The organism is Aeromonas sp. s10, from assembly GCF_040907975.1.
In the GTDB taxonomy this organism is placed as follows: domain Bacteria; phylum Pseudomonadota; class Gammaproteobacteria; order Enterobacterales; family Aeromonadaceae; genus Aeromonas; species Aeromonas caviae.
The window spans coordinates 17,573-33,122 of record NZ_JBFOCV010000008.1; the positions used below are offsets into that span (position 1 = coordinate 17,573).

15 protein-coding genes are annotated in these 15,550 nt (G+C 62.7%); 7 read left to right on the forward strand and 8 right to left on the reverse strand.

Features of this window, described 5'->3' with window-relative positions; genetic code table 11:
• Window positions 1-81 precede the first annotated feature (81 nt).
• The 5 genes from trxA to fre all read left to right on the forward strand — a co-directional run bounded on the left by trxA (window position 82) and on the right by fre (window position 5,352).
• Complete coding sequence (trxA, locus tag AB5Y59_RS02440) at window positions 82-408, forward strand: thioredoxin TrxA (RefSeq protein WP_010672369.1); 327 nt, start codon at window positions 82-84, stop codon at window positions 406-408.
• Window positions 409-615: 207 nt separating this feature from the next.
• Complete coding sequence (rho, locus tag AB5Y59_RS02445) at window positions 616-1,881, forward strand: transcription termination factor Rho (RefSeq protein ID WP_010672370.1); 1,266 nt, start codon at window positions 616-618, stop codon at window positions 1,879-1,881.
• 106 nt (window positions 1,882-1,987) lie between these two features.
• On the forward strand, window positions 1,988-2,995 hold the full coding sequence (locus AB5Y59_RS02450) for a hypothetical protein (RefSeq protein WP_263309514.1): 1,008 nt from the start codon (window positions 1,988-1,990) through the stop codon (window positions 2,993-2,995).
• Between the two features lie 33 nt (window positions 2,996-3,028).
• Window positions 3,029-4,498, forward strand: a complete 1,470-nt coding sequence (gene ubiD, locus AB5Y59_RS02455; RefSeq protein WP_010672372.1) for a 4-hydroxy-3-polyprenylbenzoate decarboxylase — start codon at window positions 3,029-3,031, stop codon at window positions 4,496-4,498.
• Window positions 4,499-4,653: 155 nt separating this feature from the next.
• Window positions 4,654-5,352 (forward strand): NAD(P)H-flavin reductase, encoded by a 699-nt coding sequence (gene fre / locus AB5Y59_RS02460; RefSeq protein ID WP_139737141.1) that lies wholly within the window; start codon window positions 4,654-4,656, stop codon window positions 5,350-5,352.
• A 139-nt stretch (window positions 5,353-5,491) separates the two neighbouring features.
• Here the strand turns inward: fre and AB5Y59_RS02465 are convergent, their stop codons facing one another.
• A complete protein-coding gene (locus AB5Y59_RS02465) occupies window positions 5,492-5,749 on the reverse strand; it encodes an accessory factor UbiK family protein (protein ID WP_010672374.1) in 258 nt (85 codons plus the stop codon).
• A gap of 301 nt (window positions 5,750-6,050) precedes the next feature.
• Between AB5Y59_RS02465 and AB5Y59_RS02470 the strand changes: the two genes are divergently transcribed.
• Entirely contained in the window at window positions 6,051-8,468 is a 2,418-nt protein-coding gene (locus AB5Y59_RS02470; RefSeq protein WP_042864705.1) for a VolA/Pla-1 family phospholipase, read from the forward strand.
• Window positions 8,469-8,878: 410 nt separating this feature from the next.
• Here AB5Y59_RS02470 and glpG read toward each other — a convergent pair whose 3' ends face one another.
• Both glpG and glpE read right to left on the reverse strand, forming a co-directional pair.
• Window positions 8,879-9,712, reverse strand: coding sequence for a rhomboid family intramembrane serine protease GlpG (gene glpG, locus AB5Y59_RS02475; protein ID WP_029313427.1), 834 nt, complete (start codon window positions 9,710-9,712; stop codon window positions 8,879-8,881).
• 29 nt (window positions 9,713-9,741) lie between these two features.
• Entirely contained in the window at window positions 9,742-10,065 is a 324-nt protein-coding gene (gene glpE / locus AB5Y59_RS02480; protein WP_042079198.1) for a thiosulfate sulfurtransferase GlpE, read from the reverse strand.
• Between the two features lie 163 nt (window positions 10,066-10,228).
• Here glpE and AB5Y59_RS02485 point away from each other — a divergent pair, with 163 nt between their 5' ends.
• Window positions 10,229-10,822 (forward strand): LysE family translocator, encoded by a 594-nt coding sequence (locus AB5Y59_RS02485; RefSeq protein WP_232092720.1) that lies wholly within the window; start codon window positions 10,229-10,231, stop codon window positions 10,820-10,822.
• Here AB5Y59_RS02485 and AB5Y59_RS02490 read toward each other — a convergent pair.
• From AB5Y59_RS02490 to livH, 5 genes are all read right to left on the reverse strand, one after another.
• Complete coding sequence (locus AB5Y59_RS02490) at window positions 10,801-11,646, reverse strand: AraC family transcriptional regulator (protein WP_103261011.1); 846 nt, start codon at window positions 11,644-11,646, stop codon at window positions 10,801-10,803. The genes AB5Y59_RS02485 and AB5Y59_RS02490 overlap by 22 nt on opposite strands.
• 82 nt (window positions 11,647-11,728) lie before the next feature.
• Window positions 11,729-12,430 (reverse strand): ABC transporter ATP-binding protein, encoded by a 702-nt coding sequence (locus tag AB5Y59_RS02495; protein WP_010672380.1) that lies wholly within the window; start codon window positions 12,428-12,430, stop codon window positions 11,729-11,731.
• Between the two features lie 10 nt (window positions 12,431-12,440).
• Window positions 12,441-13,214 carry a high-affinity branched-chain amino acid ABC transporter ATP-binding protein LivG gene (gene livG, locus AB5Y59_RS02500; protein WP_010672381.1) on the reverse strand — a complete coding sequence of 258 codons (774 nt, stop codon included), beginning with the start codon at window positions 13,212-13,214 and terminating at the stop codon, window positions 12,441-12,443.
• On the reverse strand, window positions 13,211-14,479 hold the full coding sequence (locus AB5Y59_RS02505) for a high-affinity branched-chain amino acid ABC transporter permease LivM (RefSeq protein ID WP_039041002.1): 1,269 nt from the start codon (window positions 14,477-14,479) through the stop codon (window positions 13,211-13,213). The genes livG and AB5Y59_RS02505 overlap by 4 nt, the downstream gene beginning before the upstream one ends.
• 82 nt (window positions 14,480-14,561) lie before the next feature.
• Window positions 14,562-15,488 (reverse strand): high-affinity branched-chain amino acid ABC transporter permease LivH, encoded by a 927-nt coding sequence (livH, locus tag AB5Y59_RS02510; protein WP_010672383.1) that lies wholly within the window; start codon window positions 15,486-15,488, stop codon window positions 14,562-14,564.
• Between the last annotated feature and the right edge of the window lie 62 nt (window positions 15,489-15,550).

Here is a 15,550-nt window from a genome sequence, read left to right on the forward strand (position 1 = left end):
TAAACAGGATCATTTCAAATAGGGCAACTATTGCCTTTGTTGAACCATCAATAAAGCCTTAATTACTGACTGGAGTTGGAGATGAGTGACAAGATTGTTCAGCTGAGCGATGCCAGCTTCGAGGCCGATGTAATCAACGCCGACAGCCCTGTTCTGGTCGATTTCTGGGCAGAATGGTGTGGACCGTGCAAGATGATTGCCCCGATCCTGAACGAAGTTGCTCAGGAATATGAAGGTCGCGTGACCGTGGCGAAATTGAACATCGATCATAACGCCGACACTCCGCCCAAGTACGGCATTCGTGGTATCCCGACCCTGCTGCTGTTCAAGAATGGTGAAGTGGCAGCGACCAAGGTCGGCGCCCTGTCCAAGACCCAACTGAAAGAGTTCCTGGACGGCAACCTGTAATAATCAAGAAGGAGCGCATTGCAATAATGCGCTCCTTGTGTTTTATCACCTAGACGCTCACCCTGATTGGTGCTAGTTTATCGCTCGTTTGCTAACCTTTTTGCCTGACTCTTTGCTTAACTACCAGCCTGGCAAGTCAAATCCGATCAGCATCAATCCAGCAGACTGTCTCCTCATTTCAATCCTTGCTTACAGACTTTCACCACTATGAATCTGACTGAACTTAAGAACACTCCTGTGTCCGAGCTGGTCCAGCTTGGCGAATCCATGGGGTTGGAAAATCTGGCTCGGGCGCACAAGAAAGACATTATCTTTGCAATCCTCAAGGCGCACGCCAAGGGCGGCGAGGATATCTTTGGCGACGGTGTGCTGGAAATCCTGACCGACGGTTTCGGTTTCCTGCGCAGTGCAGACGGCTCTTATCTCGCTGGTCCGGATGACATCTATGTCTCCCCGAGCCAGATCCGCCGCTTCAACCTGCGTACCGGCGATACCATTTCCGGCAAGATCCGGCCGCCGAAAGAGGGCGAGCGCTATTTCGCCCTGCTCAAGGTCAACGACGTCAACTACGACCGTCCGGAAAACTCCCGCAACAAGATCCTGTTTGAAAACCTCACTCCCCTGCACGCCAACGAGCGTCTGCGCATGGAGCGTGGCAACGGTTCCACCGAAGACATCACCGCCCGTGTACTGGATCTGGCATCCCCGATCGGCAAGGGCCAGCGCGGTCTCATCGTTGCACCGCCCAAGGCCGGTAAGACCATGCTGCTGCAGAACATCGCCCAGAGCATCGCCTACAACCACCCGGATTGTGAGCTGATCGTGCTGCTGATTGACGAGCGTCCGGAAGAAGTGACCGAGATGCAGCGCATGGTGAAGGGCGAAGTCATCGCCTCCACCTTCGACGAGCCGGCCTCCCGTCACGTCCAGGTCGCCGAAATGGTGATCGAGAAGGCCAAGCGTTTGGTCGAGCACAAGAAGGATGTGGTGATCCTGCTGGACTCCATCACCCGTCTGGCCCGCGCCTACAACACCGTCATCCCGTCTTCCGGCAAGGTGCTGACCGGTGGTGTGGACGCCAACGCCCTGCACCGTCCGAAACGTTTCTTCGGTGCGGCGCGCAACGTCGAAGAGGGCGGCAGCCTGACCATCATCGCCACCGCGCTGATCGATACCGGCTCCAAGATGGATGAAGTCATCTACGAAGAGTTCAAGGGTACCGGCAACATGGAGCTGCACCTCTCGCGCAAGATTGCCGAGAAGCGCGTCTACCCGGCCATCGACATCACCCGCTCCGGCACCCGCAAGGAAGAGCTGCTGACCGCCCCGGACGAGCTGCAGAAAATGTGGATCCTGCGCAAGATCATTCACCCCATGGGCGAGATCGACAGCATCGAGTTCCTCATCGACAAGCTGGCTGCGACCAAGACCAACGACGAGTTCTTCGACTCCATGAAGCGTCAACAGAAGTAACAGTCTCTTCAATGACAAAACCGCGGCCCAGGTCGCGGTTTTTGTTTATCTATTTCACGGCTGGCTTAGTAGTATGAAGCCTCGATGTCACAAGGAAAGGGACGTCATGAAGCTGGTGTTGTTCATATGGATGGGTTGGTTGTGGCTGGCGGCCCCGGTGCATGCCGATTCCCCGCCGCAATTGCAGGCTCCCCTGGTGGCGGACGAGGGACTGGAGGGGCATCGGGCGTACCTGGACGGCCGCATGGCGCTCGGGCAGTTTGATGCCATGGACTCGTTGCTCGAGACCCTGTCGGTGGGGCAGCGGGAGTTCCTGTTGTTCCAGTTGCTGGGTGAGCTCAAGTCATCGGGCGCACCGAGCCCGGCGCTGCTGGCCTGGGTGCGGGCACAAGCGGCCAAGGCGCCACAATGGCTGGTGGAAGGGAAGGTGGACGGTTTCCTGGTGCAGCTACCCGCCTATGACTTCCCCGCCGAGGCCCGGCTGGTGCTGAGCCACTGGCAGCAGCTGGCCTGGCAGGACAACTATCGCCAGTTGCTGGAGCAGGATCGCTTCGACTTCAAGCAGGTCTACTACAGCCGCAATCCCGAGCTGGCACAGCAGCAGCAGGCCCTGCTGGCGGTGCTCGATCGGCAGCCGGTATCCGTGCTGCGTCGGGAGGCGCAGCGGCTTGCTGCCCTCAATCTCTTCCTGCCGGACAACCAGTTGCTGCTGCACTTCATCGAACAGACCGGGGAGACGGCACTCTACCTCAAGCTGTGGCGTCAGCCAGTGGATCACGATAGCCTGACTGCGCTGCACACCATTTCCCGCTTTTATTCAGGGCAGGAGGCGAGCGATCTGCTGATCGCCGCCAGCCAGAACAGCCGCCTGATGGTCCCCGCCCTGCACCAGCTCAGCCGCCTCTCCCCTTTGCCGGACGGGGCCCAGCAGTTCCTCCTGGCCGAACTCGGCAAGCACCAGTATGGCGGGCTGGTGGCCGGCCTGTTGTTGCAGATGAACGAGCCCAGGCTCCTGGGTCAATTGGCAAACCGGCTGACGCTTCAGGAGCGGCGACACGCCTCGTCCGTCATGAGGTCCGATACGGGTACACCGGATACGCCGCCAGGGTTATAATGCGGGACCACCTGATCCCGCTGGGGTACTTGCATGAAATACAAGGACTTGCGTGATTTTATCGCGCAGTTGGAACAAAACGGACAGCTCAGGCGCATCAGTCGCGAGATAGACCCCTATCTGGAGATGACCGAGATCAGCGACCGTACCCTGCGTGCGGGGGGCCCGGCTCTGCTGTTTGAGAATCCCAAGGGCTACACCATGCCGGTGTTGACCAACCTGTTCGGCACGCCGGACCGGGTTGCCATGGGCATGGGCCAGCCCAACGTCAGCGCCCTGCGCCAGGTGGGGACCTGGCTCTCCTATCTGAAAGAGCCGGAGCCGCCTCGCGGGCTCAAGGAGCTGATGGAGAAGCTGCCCATCTTCAAGCAGGTACTCAACATGCCGACCAAGCGGCTCTCTTCGGCCCCCTGTCAGCAGGTGGTGCTGGAAGGGGACGCGGTGGATCTGGATCAGATCCCCATCCAGCACTGCTGGCCCGGGGATGTGGCGCCCCTGGTCACCTGGGGTCTGACCATCACCCGCGGTCCCTACAAGAAGCGGCAGAACCTCGGCATCTATCGCCAGCAGAAGATCGGCAAGAACAAGCTGATCATGCGCTGGCTGGATCACCGGGGCGGCGCCATCGATTTTCGCGAGTGGCAGGAGGCCCACCCGGGCGAACGCTTCCCGGTGGCGGTGGCGCTGGGCGCCGATCCGGCGACCATCCTGGGCGCGGTGACGCCGGTGCCGGACAGCCTCTCCGAATACGCCTTTGCCGGTCTGCTGCGGGGTAGCCGTACCGAGGTGGTGAAGGCGCTGAGCTGCGATCTGGAAGTGCCCGCCAGCGCCGAGATCGTGCTGGAAGGCTATCTGGAGCCGGGGGAGATGGCCCCCGAAGGACCTTACGGCGATCACACCGGCTACTACAACGAAGTGGACGAGTTCCCGGTCTTCACCATCACCCACATGACCATGCGCCGGGATGCCATCTACCACAGCACCTACACCGGCCGTCCGCCCGATGAGCCGGCGGTGCTCGGGGTGGCGCTCAACGAGGTGTTCGTGCCGCTGTTGCAGAAGCAGTTCCCCGAGATAGTGGATTTCTACCTGCCGCCGGAGGGGTGCTCCTACCGGATGGCGGTGGTGACCATCAAGAAGCGCTACCCCGGCCACGCCAAGCGGGTGATGCTGGGGGTCTGGTCCTTCCTGCGCCAGTTCATGTACACCAAGTTCGTGATCGTCTGCGATGACGACATCAACGCCCGCGACTGGAAGGACGTGATCTGGGCCATCACCACCCGGATGGACCCGGCTCGGGACACCACCCTGATCGAGCACACCCCGATCGACTATCTGGACTTCGCCTCGCCGGTCTCCGGGCTCGGCTCCAAGATGGGGCTGGATGCCACCAACAAGTGGCCGGGGGAGAGCAACCGGGAGTGGGGTCAGCCCATCGTCCAGGACGAGGCGGTAAAGCAGAAGATCGATGCCATCTGGGACGAGCTGAAGATCCTCGACTGAGGGATCCCCGATGCGGCGCGGCCATTGTGACGCAAAAGTGCGGTATTGCCGTGCCGAATTGGGTATGCTCGACGGACCTGACCACCAACTGGTCGCCATAAAAACAGTGAAACCATGAGCGAAGCGGGCCGGGCAGGCCCCTCACAAGGACAAGAATGCAACGTATCAAGTGCCGCGTAGAGGAACTGCGCGAATATGTCGACACCATCTGGCACGTGGCGCTGGCGCCGCAGCAGGAGGTGAGCTTCAAGCCGGGCCAGTATCTGCTGGTGGTGATGAGCGATTCGGACAAGCGCCCCTTCTCCATCGCCAACTCGCCGACCCGCTCCGGCGTGCTGGAGCTGCAGATCGGTGCCACTCCCGAGAATGCCTATGCCGGTCAGGTGCTGGCCCGCATGCGCGAGCAGGGAGAGATCGAGGTCGAGCTGGCCGCCGGCAAGGCGTTCCTGCGCGACGAATCCCCCCGACCGCTGATCCTGATGGCGGGAGGCACCGGCTTCTCCTATGCCCGCGCCATCCTGGAATACCTGATCGGCAGCGGCAGCAAGCGTCCGGTGTTCCTCTACTGGGGGGTACGCCAGGCGCACTGGCTCTACGAGCTGGAGCAGATGCAGCAGTGGGAGCGCGACTACGCGCCGCTGACCTTCATTCCCGTGGTGCAGGAGCCCGAGAGCGACTGGACCGGCAGGACCGGGCTGGTGCACAAGGCCATCATGGATGACTTCGTCAGCCTGCATGACTACGACATCTATGTGGCGGGCCGCTTCGAGATGGCCGGTGCCGCGCGGGAAGAGTTCAAGTTGCTGGGCGCCGAGCCCGAGCGCATCTTCGGCGATGCCTACGAGTTTATCTGACCACGGCCAACCGCAGAGCGTCGATCTGCCCCCTTATCGTCTTGCGAGAGAAGGGGGGATGAGAAACTCGTTGTCCCCATAAAAACGACAAACCCCAGCCTGGCTGGGGTTTGTGCTATCTACGGCGGGTCACGCCGGATCATTCGCCCTTGGCGGCGAGCTGCTGCTCGAGCTGGGCCAGCTTGGCCTCGAGGGCGGTCAGCTTCTCCCGGGTGCGCAGCAGCACCTTGGTCTGCACGTCGAACTCCTCGCGGCTCACCAGATCCAGCTTGTTGAGCTGAGCCTGCAAGACCTGACGGGTCTTTTTCTCCACCTCTTCACCCATGCTGCGAATGCCGGGGGGCAGGGCGTTGTGTATCTGTTTGGCGATCTCTTCCAGTTTTTTCGGGTCGATCATGGGGGTCTCCTTAAGCAATGGCGCCATTCTACCGACAAATCGTCCCCTTTGCCGAGATCGGGGCGGCTTTTTGCGCCATGGATCCCATCGGGCTCTGGTCGGGTCTGGTTGATGTACCCTGGCTGCTACCCTGTGACACCGGGAATCAATTCCAATTCCTTGATGGTGTACACAAAAAAATCAGATCAGATGACTGACCAGAGGCTTATTAATTGTTGCGTTGCTGTTAATATGATTCGGTCGGGTTTGAACCCTACCCCGTCAGGCTCATCATGGATAACAACATAAAAGAGATAAGGATATGAAGAAAAAGCTAATTTACGCGGCCGTCGTCAGTGCGCTGCTGAGCGGTTGTGGTGGCAGTGACGACAACACAGGCGATACCTCAAGCTATCTCGATTATCTGCTGAGCGGCTCCAATGCAGTCCGACCCAGCGCCCTGGCAGCCCGTGCGACCGACGGTACCCTGAAATTCTCCACGGAAACGGCGGATCTCTCCAACCCGGTGTCCGCCCTCTCCACCCTGGATGGCTGGTCGACTACCCAGGCGATCCAGATAGTGCCGGTGACGGCCTCCGGCATCCAGGTCAAGGCGCCGGCCGCTGCTGAATTCGCAGCCTCCGTGGCCCCCCTCTACCTGATGGAGCTGGAGTTTGACAGTGCGGCCCTGCGTCCGAGCGGCGTGAAGAAGGTGCTGACCTATGGGGTAGACTTCGTGGTGGCCGAGACGACCGGCAAGCTGAATCTGGTGCCGCTCAAGCCGCTCAACCCCTCTTCCTACTACATGATAGTGGCGACCGATACCCTCAAAGACAGCACGGGTGCCCCCCTGCGACCGGGTAGCGACTACAGCAACTACAAGACCAGCACCGGCAGCAATGCCCAGGAGCAGACCATCAGCGGTCTGATCGCGCTGCAGGAAGGGCTGTTCAAGGCTGCCACCGGCATCACCAGCGACCACGTGATCTTCTCCGACTGGTTCGGTACCCAGTCCGGCGCCGACGTGCTGGTGGCGGTGAAAGGGGCGGCCGCATCCGTGCTCAAGAGCCCGACCCTGGACGCCGCCGCCCTGTGGAAGCAGGACGCCCTGGGCAATACCAGCCTGCCTGGCACCTATACTCTGTCGGTGAGCGGCGGCAGCCCCTTCCTGACCCAGCTGGACGCCGAGAACTTCCTGCCCCAGGAGCAGAAGGATGCGATTGCCGCCGCTTTTGGTGACGGCACTCCACTCCACAATCTGGCCTTGGGGACCACCGTCTACAGCGGCACCGTCAAGCTGCCCTACTTCCTCTCCTCCCCGGCCACCGCCGGCTCCTGGGACAAGGCGAAGACCCAGTCCTGGCACGGTGCCATCCCCAGCCTCTACGCCATCGCGAACGCCCTGAAAGCCCAGGATGCCGAAGTGATCGGCGGCCTGGTGGGGGCGGGCGTGGATCCGGCCCTGCTGGGCGAACTCATCGCCGATCCGAGCCGTCAGGCCGAGCTGCTGGCGGAGGCGAGCAAGCTGATCGGGGTTACCCTCACCTCCGGCGGCAAGGCGCTGGATCCCGAGATGAACATCGGGCGCTTCAACCCGCTGCCGGCACTGGAAGAGGTGCAGTCCGTCCCGATGCGGATCTTCGCCGCCGCACCGCTGGCGAACATCACCGACGTGATCATCTATCAGCACGGCGTCACCTCCGTGAAGGAGAACGCCTATGCGCTGGCCCTTGGCCAGATTGGTGCCGGTGCCCAGGCGAGCAAGAACGTGGCCGTGGTGGTGATCGATCATCCGTTGCACGGTGAACGCGGCTTCGCCCTGACCGGCAGCATGGACTCGGTGACCACCTCCGACAACCCGACCCCCTACCTGAACCTGAGCTACCTGACCGTGGCCCGCGACAACCTGAAACAGAGCGTGGCGGATCTGCTGGGCCTGCGTCTGGCAGTGGGGCTGGCCAATGCCAAGGGCGCCATCGGCACCGCAGGCAGCCTCAAGGTACACTTCCTGGGTCACTCTCTGGGTGCCATCGCGGGGGCCAACCTGCTGGCGGTGGCCAACCAGTCTGTTGGCAACCCGACGGCAGACGCCCTGTTCAAGTTCGACACTGGCGGCCTGGCCATGCCGGGTGGCGGCATAGCGCCGCTGTTGCTGAACTCGCCGACCTTCGGCCCGACCATCCAGATGAGCGTGCTGACCGCTGGCAGTGCGGCCCTGAAGGCAGCCTTCACCGCCTATGCCCCGAACTGCAAGACGGCGGTGCCGACCTGCTTCGTCAACGAGTTCCTGCCGAGCCAGGATGCGGCCACCCAGGCCACGGCGGCCAGCACCCTGCAGAGCTACAGCTTCGCGGCGCAGTCGGTGCTGGATTCGGCAGACCCCATCAACCTGGGGAGCGGTATCGCGGCGGACTTCCCGCTGTTTGCCACCGAAATCGTCGGCGACGGCGCCCTGAGTCTGTCGGATCGGGTGATCCCGAACAGCATCGCCACCGCCCCGCTGGGTGGCACCGAGCCGCTGTTCAAGGTCCTGGCCCTGCAACCGCTGACCGCCACCGGCGCCGCCAACCACAGAGCGGCCCGTTTCGTGGCCGGGGGTCACAGCTCGCTGCTGGCACCGGACGAGAACTTCGATCCGACCGGCGCCGTCACCACCGAGATGCAGACCCAGTTCGGCAGCTTCTTCGCAAGCGGCGGTACCGCGGTCAAGGTGACCGACGGCAGCCTGCTCAAGCAGTAAGCCGGCCGACCAATAAAAACGCCGCCCCTTGGGGCGGCGTTTTTTTATGGCAAATCGGCTCAGGCTGGCCTGTGGTGCCTGTCCAGCCAGCCCTGGGCAAGGCCGATCAGCAGGCCCGCTAGGTGAGCCATGTTGGTGGTCGCTTTGGTTACCGAGCAGTTGCCGGCAACCAGGCCTCACCCCGGCCTGTGGTGCCTGTCCTGCCAGCCTTGGGCAAGGCCGACCAGCAGACCCGCCAGGTGAGCCATGTTGGTGGTCGCTTTGGTTGCCGAGCCGTTGCCGGCAACCAGGCCTCACCCCGGCCTGTGGTGCCTGTCCAGCCAGCCTTGGGCAAGACCGACCAGCAGGCCCGCCAGGTGAGCCATGTTGGTGGTCGCTTTGGTTACCGAGCAGTTGCCGGCAACCAGGCCTCACCCCGGCCTGTGGTGTCTGTCCAGCCAGCCCTGGGCAAGGCCGACCAGCAGGCCGACCAAATGGGCCATGTTGGCTGTGGGGGTGCCGAGCATGTCCAGGAAGCCGAGCACCAGCCAGACCAGCATGAAGCCCATCAGGGCTGGCGGCATGGCGAGGCCGCAATCCGGTTGAAGCCTGGTTCGCAGCCAGCTGTAGCCGAGCAGGGCATAGACCACCCCGGAGAGGCCGCCAAAGCGCGGGCCGCTGACAAAGAACTCGGCGATATTGGGCAGGGCAGCCCCGACGATGAGCAGTATGAACAGCTTGCCGCTGCCGAGGCGCTGCTCTATCTGGCCACCGAGATACCACCACCACAACAGGTTGAACACCAGGTGCAGCACCGAGAAGTGGATGAAGGCCGGGGTGACGTAGCGCCAGGCCTGCCAGTCGGTGAACTGGGCCAGGGTGGGGTGGAAGGCGAGCTCGTCGAAGATGGGCAGGCCGATGGCATCTAGAGCGTAGATGGCCAGGCAGGCGATGATGACCACCAGGGTCAGGGGGCCCGCCTGGTGGAGGAAATCGGTGACCGGATCCGTCATCCCCTTGCTGTAGTCGATCCGGGCATCGGCATGGCCGGATTGCCAGGAGGCCTCCATGTAGCGGGGGTGATTGGGTTCGCTCAGGAAGCGCTTGACCTCCTGCTGGGCCTGGGCGAGGCGCCGTTCGTCTGCCAGCCAGACCGAGACGCCAAGCTCTGACTGGGTCAGCTCGCACGGAATGCCCAGGGTAGCGAGATAATCCACCAGCGCCTGGGCCATGCGGGCGTCACCCAGCACCAGCAGTTGGATCATGCCGGTGGAGGAGGAGCGACCCGCCTCTGTCATGCGTCCCCCGCCTGGATGGGGAACTCCCTGCGCCAGGCCTCGAAACCGCCATCCAGGCTATAGACCTCGTCATAGCCTTGTTGCAGCAGGTACTGGGCCGCCCCCTGGCTGCTGTTGCCGTGATAGCACATCACGATGACAGGGGTATCGAAGTCCACCTCGTTCATAAAGCGAACCAGGGTGCCGTTGGTGAGGTGGAAGGCGCCGACTGCGTGGGCCGTCTCGAAGGATTGGGGATCGCGAATGTCCACGAGACGGGCTTCGCCTGCGCTCAGCTTCTGGTGGGCATCCTGGGCGCTGATATGGGCAAACTGGTCCATTGAGATGTCCTGAAAATGGAAGGTTGAAGGGCAGTTTACCGCAAGCGGCGGTTTGCGCTAAGTGTGCAATGGAGGCGGCATCCAGGGGATCGCAATTTTCTTCAATATCGTGCCGCCCGGGCCGGGTAGGCTCGGGCTTCCCTCAATTGAATGAGCATCATCCATGGAATTCAGTCTGCTGTTATCCATGGCCGGGTTTGCCCTGGCCATGTCCATCTCCCCGGGGCCGGTGAATCTGGTCGCCCTTGGCACCGGCGCCCGGTACGGTTTCACGGCCAGCCTGCGCCACGTGGTGGGGGCCACCCTCGGCTTCATCCTGCTGCTCCTGCTGATGGGGCTGGGTCTTGGTGGCGCCCTGTCCCGCTGGCCTGTGGCGCTGGGGGCCATTCACTGGGGCGGCGTGCTCTTTCTCGGCTGGATGGCCTGGCAGTTGCTGGTGGACAGCGGCGAGGTGAAGGAAGTAGAGGGTGTGCCCCCCGCCTTCTGGTACGGGGCCTTGATGCAGTGGCTCAATCCCAAGGCCTGGCTCGCCGCCAGCATGGGGATGGGAGCCTATGGGATCGCGGGCGGCATGAGCCAGATCGCTTTCTTTACCGGCATCTATCTGGTGATCTGCCTCGGCTCCATCGCCTGCTGGGCCTATGCGGGCAGCCGATTGCAGGGGTGGCTGGTCTCTCCCCGCCGGTTGCGCTGGTTCAATCGGGCCATGGCGCTCTTGCTGCTGCTCAGCGCCGCCTATCTGGTGCGCTCGTCCTGAGGGACGAGCTGCGCTCTGTACTGGCCCGGGGTGGCTGCCACCCGGCGTTTGAACTGGCGCTGGAAGTGGGCCTGATCGGCAAAACCGCTGGCAAGGGCCACTTCCGCCAGGGGCTGCCCCTGGCGCAGCAGGGTGCGGGCGTGGCGAATGCGCTGATCGAGCAGGTAGGCGTGGGGCGTCATGCCGTAATGGCGGCTGAAGGCGCGCACGAAGTGGGAAGGGGTAAGCCCGGCCACCGCACTCAGCTGTGCCAGGGTGAGGGCGCAGGCACTCTCGTCCTGCATCAGCTCGGCGGCTCGCTGCAGGTGCTGGGGAGGGCGGTCATCCCACTTGGCCGGGGTGAGCCTGGCCAGAAGCTGGCGGCTGAAGAGGTGGCAGGCCACTTCGCGAGCCAGGGGATCCGGCTCCGCCACCAGTTGCCGATGAAGCCGGCAGAGCCCCTGGTAGAGCAGGGGATCCCGGCTTGCGGTCATGTCGAAGGGGCGAAACGCGTTGCCGAGCCCGGCCTCCTCCTGCTGGCGCTGCAACCAGAGGTTGTCGATGTAGAACATCAGATAGGACCAGGGCTGGTCCGCGACGGGATTGCAGGCGTGCACCTCTTCCGGGTTCATCAGCACCAGGCTGCCACGGCCGACCTCTTGCAGGCTGCGCTGGTTGAGGTAGTGGCTGTGGCCGCCGGTGATGGCGCCGATGGAGAAGTGGGGGTGGCTGTGCTTGTCATAGCAGACGCGCCGGCCATCCTGCACCGCCCGCGCCTCGATGAAGGGCAGGGCGGGATCGTGCCAGAAGTGGTGCTGATCCTGCGTCGCCCGCGCACGGCTCACGATGTGCTCCTCGGCGGGGGGCTGTTCCCCTGCCGGGCTCGGGGAGCGCGGCAGGGGAAGGGTGACGATGGTTGCTGCATCCTCAGCCGCCGAGATAGGCCTGGCGGACGGCGGGGTTGGCCAGCAGGGCCTCTCCCGTGTCTTGCAGCACCACCCGGCCGTTCTCCAGCACATAGCCGCGATCCGCCAGCTTGAGCGCCTGGTTCGCGTTCTGCTCCACCAGGAAGATGGTCATCCCCTTCTGGCGCAGTTGCTCTATGGTGTCGAAGATCTGCTGGATGACGATGGGCGCCAATCCGAGGGAGGGTTCATCCAGCAGTAGCAGGCGCGGCTTGCTCATCAGGGCGCGGCCGATGGCCAGCATCTGCTGCTCGCCGCCGGACATGGTGCCTGCCCGCTGCTCCAGCCGCTCGTGCAGGCGGGGGAACAGGGTAAAAATCTGATCCAGCAGGCCGCGCTGCTCCGCCTTGTCGACGAAGAAGGCCCCCATCAGCAGGTTCTCCTCCACCGTGAGGCGGGCGAAGATGCGGCGCCCCTCTGGCACCACGGCGATGTCCTTGCGCATGATGCGGGCGGTGGTGAGGGAGTCTATCTGCTCCCCCTCGAACCAGATGGAACCGCTGCTGGGCTTGGGCTCGCCACACAGGGTCATCAGCAGAGTGGTCTTGCCGGCGCCGTTGGCGCCGATCAGGGTGACGATTTCCCCCTCTTTCACCTCGACGCTGACGTCGTGCAGCGCCTGAATTTTGCCGTAGTGGGTCGATACGTTGCGAAGTTCTAACATCTTTTTGTCCTTACGACTCGCCCAGATAGGCCTTGATCACCGCCGGATTGCTGCGGATTTCGTCCGGTTTGCCGTGGGCCAGCGGGGTGCCCTGGTTGACCACGAAGATGCGGTTGGAGATCTCCATCACCAGCTTCATGTCGTGCTCGATCAGCAGCACCGAGACCCCGAACTCGTCCCTCAGGTTGGAGATGAGCTCGTTGAGCTCGTCGGTCTCCTTGGGGTTGAGGCCTGCGGCCGGTTCATCCAGCATCAGCAGTTCGGGCCGGGTCGCCATGCAGCGGGCGATCTCGAGGCGGCGCTGTTGGCCGTAAGCCAGGTTGCCCGCGGCGCGGTTGGCGAGATCCTTGAGGCCCACCTTTTCCAGCCAGAAGGCGGACTGCTCCAACCCCTCTTTCTCGGCACGGCGGAAGGAGGGGGTCTTGAACAGGCCGGCGATGAAGCCGGTATTGAGATGCCTGTGCTGGGCCACCAGCAGGTTTTCCACCGCCGTCATCTCCTTGAACAGGCGCACGTGCTGGAAAGTCCGCACAATGCCCTTGCGGGCGATGAGGTGGCCGGGCAACCCCTGGATCTCTTCACCCTTGTAGCGAATGACACCGCCACTCGGGCGATAGAAGCCGGTCAGGCAGTTGAAGATGGTGGTCTTGCCCGCCCCGTTGGGGCCGATGATGGAGATCACCTCCCCCTTTTCCACATCCAGCTTGACGCCGTTGACCGCGAGCAGGCCGCCAAAGCGCATCGACAGATCTGAGACATCCAACAATGGTTGATTGTTGCTCATTTACGCAGCTCCATATGGGGTCGACTCATGGGCAGCAGTCCCTGCGGCCGCCAGATCATCATGAATACCATCAAGAGACCGAACATCAGCATGCGATATTCGTTGAACTCGCGGGCGAGCTCCGGCAGCACCGTCATCACGATGGCCGCCAGCACCACCCCGATCTGGGATCCCATGCCTCCCAGCACCACAATCGCAAGGACGATGGCCGACTCGATAAAGACGAAGGATTCCGGGCTGATGAAGCCCTGGCGCGAGGCGAAGAAGCTGCCGGCAAAGCCCGCGAAGCAGGCGCCTATGGTGAAGGCGGTCAGCTTGATGATGGTGGGGTTGAGCCCCAGGGACTTGCAGGCGATCTCGTCTTCCCGCAGCGCCTCCCAGGCACGGCCGAGCGGCATGCGCAGCAGGCGGTTGATGACGAACAGGGTCGCCACTACCAGCACCAGGGCCATCAGGTAGAGGAAGATCACCTTGTGGTTGGCGTTGTAGGCGATGCCGAAGAAGTCGTGGAAGGTGCCAAAGCCCCCATCCTTGACGGTGCGGTTGAACTCGAGCCCCCCCAGAGTCGGTTTCGGAATGCCGGAGATCCCGTTCGGACCGCCGGTCAGGGTGGTCATGTTGTTGAGCAGGATGCGGATGATCTCGCCAAAGCCCAGGGTGACGATGGCCAGGTAGTCCCCCCGCAGCCGCAGCACCGGGAACCCGAGCAGGAAGCCGAAGGTGGCCGCCAGCAGACCGGCGATGGGCAGACACTCCCAGAAGCTCAGACCGAAGTAGGTGTTGAGCAGGGCGTAGCTGTAGGCGCCGACCGCATAGAAGCCGACATAGCCGAGGTCGAGCAGACCGGCGAGGCCCACCACCACGTTCAGTCCCAGCCCCAGCATGATGTAAATCAGGGTGAGGGTGGCCAGATCGATGGCGCCGCGAGAGGCCATGAAGGGCCAGCTCACCGCAAACAGCAGCACCAGCACGGCGGTGAGGTTATAGAGCTTGGGGGCCTCTTCGGGGCTTGGCAGCACCAGCTTGGTGAAGCCGACGGAGAAGCCGCTGATGGAGGCCTGGAACAGCCGGCTTATCTGGCCGCGCAGCATCTGGAACCAGAAAACGATGGTGGCGCCCCCCAGCAGCCAGGCCAGCGATACATCGAGGCGGCTCACCACCAGCAGGCGGGAGCCATCGGTCTCCAGCTTGAAGCCGAGCAGCCAGAAGGAGAGCACCAGCAGCACCAGGCTGGCGATGCAGGCATGGATAAATTGACGTTTCATCAGACTTTCTCCACTTCCGGACGGCCGAGAATGCCAGTGATGGTCATGAACAGCAGCACGAGGGCATGCATAGATTGGTTTTTCATACCTTCTCGACCTCCGGACGACCCAGGATGCCGGTGGGCATGAAGAGCAACACGAAGATGAGCAGGGCGAACGCCATCACATCCTTGTACTCGGTGCTGAGATAGCCCGCGGTGAGCGCTTCCACCACGCCGAGCAGCAGGCCGCCCAGTACGGCACCGGGAATGCTGCCGATGCCGCCCAATACCGCGGCAGTGAAGGCCTTCAAGCCTGCCATGAAGCCGAGATAGGGGTTGATGACACCGTAGTACATGCCGAGCAGCACCCCCGCGACGGCGGCCAGGGCGGCCCCCAGCACGAAGGTGATGGAGATGACCACGTGGGTGTCTATCCCTAACAGGTTGGCCATCTTGATGTCTTCGGAACAGGCACGGCAGGCACGCCCCATGCGGGAGCGGCCGATGAACTGGGTCAGCGCCAGCATGGTGACGAAGGTCACCACGAAGATGATGAGCTGCATGTAGGAGAGGCTGGCCTGGAAGCCATCCTCGCCGCCGAGGGTCCAGCCCCCGGAGATCAGAGTGGGCATGGCGATGTCACGCGAGCCCTGGGCCATCCGCATCATGTTCTGCAGGAAGATCGACATGCCGATGGCGGAGATGAGGGGGATCAGGCGGTTGCCGCCCCGCAGTGGACGATAGGCCACACGTTCTATGGACCAGCCATAGCTGCCGGTGATGATGATGCTGACCAGGAAGGCGCCCCCCAGCAGCAGCACGGTGCTGTCGATGCCCATCATCATGAGCCCGGCCATCACCATGAAGGCGACATAGGAGCCGATCATGTAGACCTCGCCGTGGGCGAAGTTGATCATGCCGATGATGCCGTAGACCATGGTGTAGCCGATGGCGATCAACGCATAGGTGCTGCCTATGGTCAATCCGTTCAGCAACTGCTGAACCAGATAAAGAAGGTGTTCGGACATACCGCGTTCCCTGTGTACTTGCCCGCAAAGAAAGGAGGGGTGACTCACGTCACCCCGACCGG

Bases quoted from the DNA above. Each gene is read 5' to 3' on its own strand.
- AB5Y59_RS02505 (WP_039041002.1), bottom strand. From the start codon at position 14,479: ATGAAACGTCAATTTATCCATGCCTGCATCGCCAGCCTGGTGCTGCTG.
- ubiD (WP_010672372.1), top strand. From the start codon at position 3,029: ATGAAATACAAGGACTTGCGTGATTTTATCGCGCAGTTGGAACAAAAC.
- glpE (WP_042079198.1), bottom strand. From the start codon at position 10,065: ATGGACCAGTTTGCCCATATCAGCGCCCAGGATGCCCACCAGAAGCTG.
- AB5Y59_RS02495 (WP_010672380.1), bottom strand. From the start codon at position 12,430: ATGTTAGAACTTCGCAACGTATCGACCCACTACGGCAAAATTCAGGCG.
- trxA (WP_010672369.1), top strand. From the start codon at position 82: ATGAGTGACAAGATTGTTCAGCTGAGCGATGCCAGCTTCGAGGCCGAT.
- livG (WP_010672381.1), bottom strand. From the start codon at position 13,214: ATGAGCAACAATCAACCATTGTTGGATGTCTCAGATCTGTCGATGCGC.
- rho (WP_010672370.1), top strand. From the start codon at position 616: ATGAATCTGACTGAACTTAAGAACACTCCTGTGTCCGAGCTGGTCCAG.
- AB5Y59_RS02450 (WP_263309514.1), top strand. From the start codon at position 1,988: ATGAAGCTGGTGTTGTTCATATGGATGGGTTGGTTGTGGCTGGCGGCC.
- AB5Y59_RS02485 (WP_232092720.1), top strand. From the start codon at position 10,229: ATGGAATTCAGTCTGCTGTTATCCATGGCCGGGTTTGCCCTGGCCATG.
- livH (WP_010672383.1), bottom strand. From the start codon at position 15,488: ATGTCCGAACACCTTCTTTATCTGGTTCAGCAGTTGCTGAACGGATTG.
- fre (WP_139737141.1), top strand. From the start codon at position 4,654: ATGCAACGTATCAAGTGCCGCGTAGAGGAACTGCGCGAATATGTCGAC.
- AB5Y59_RS02465 (WP_010672374.1), bottom strand. From the start codon at position 5,749: ATGATCGACCCGAAAAAACTGGAAGAGATCGCCAAACAGATACACAAC.
- AB5Y59_RS02470 (WP_042864705.1), top strand. From the start codon at position 6,051: ATGAAGAAAAAGCTAATTTACGCGGCCGTCGTCAGTGCGCTGCTGAGC.
- glpG (WP_029313427.1), bottom strand. From the start codon at position 9,712: ATGATCCAACTGCTGGTGCTGGGTGACGCCCGCATGGCCCAGGCGCTG.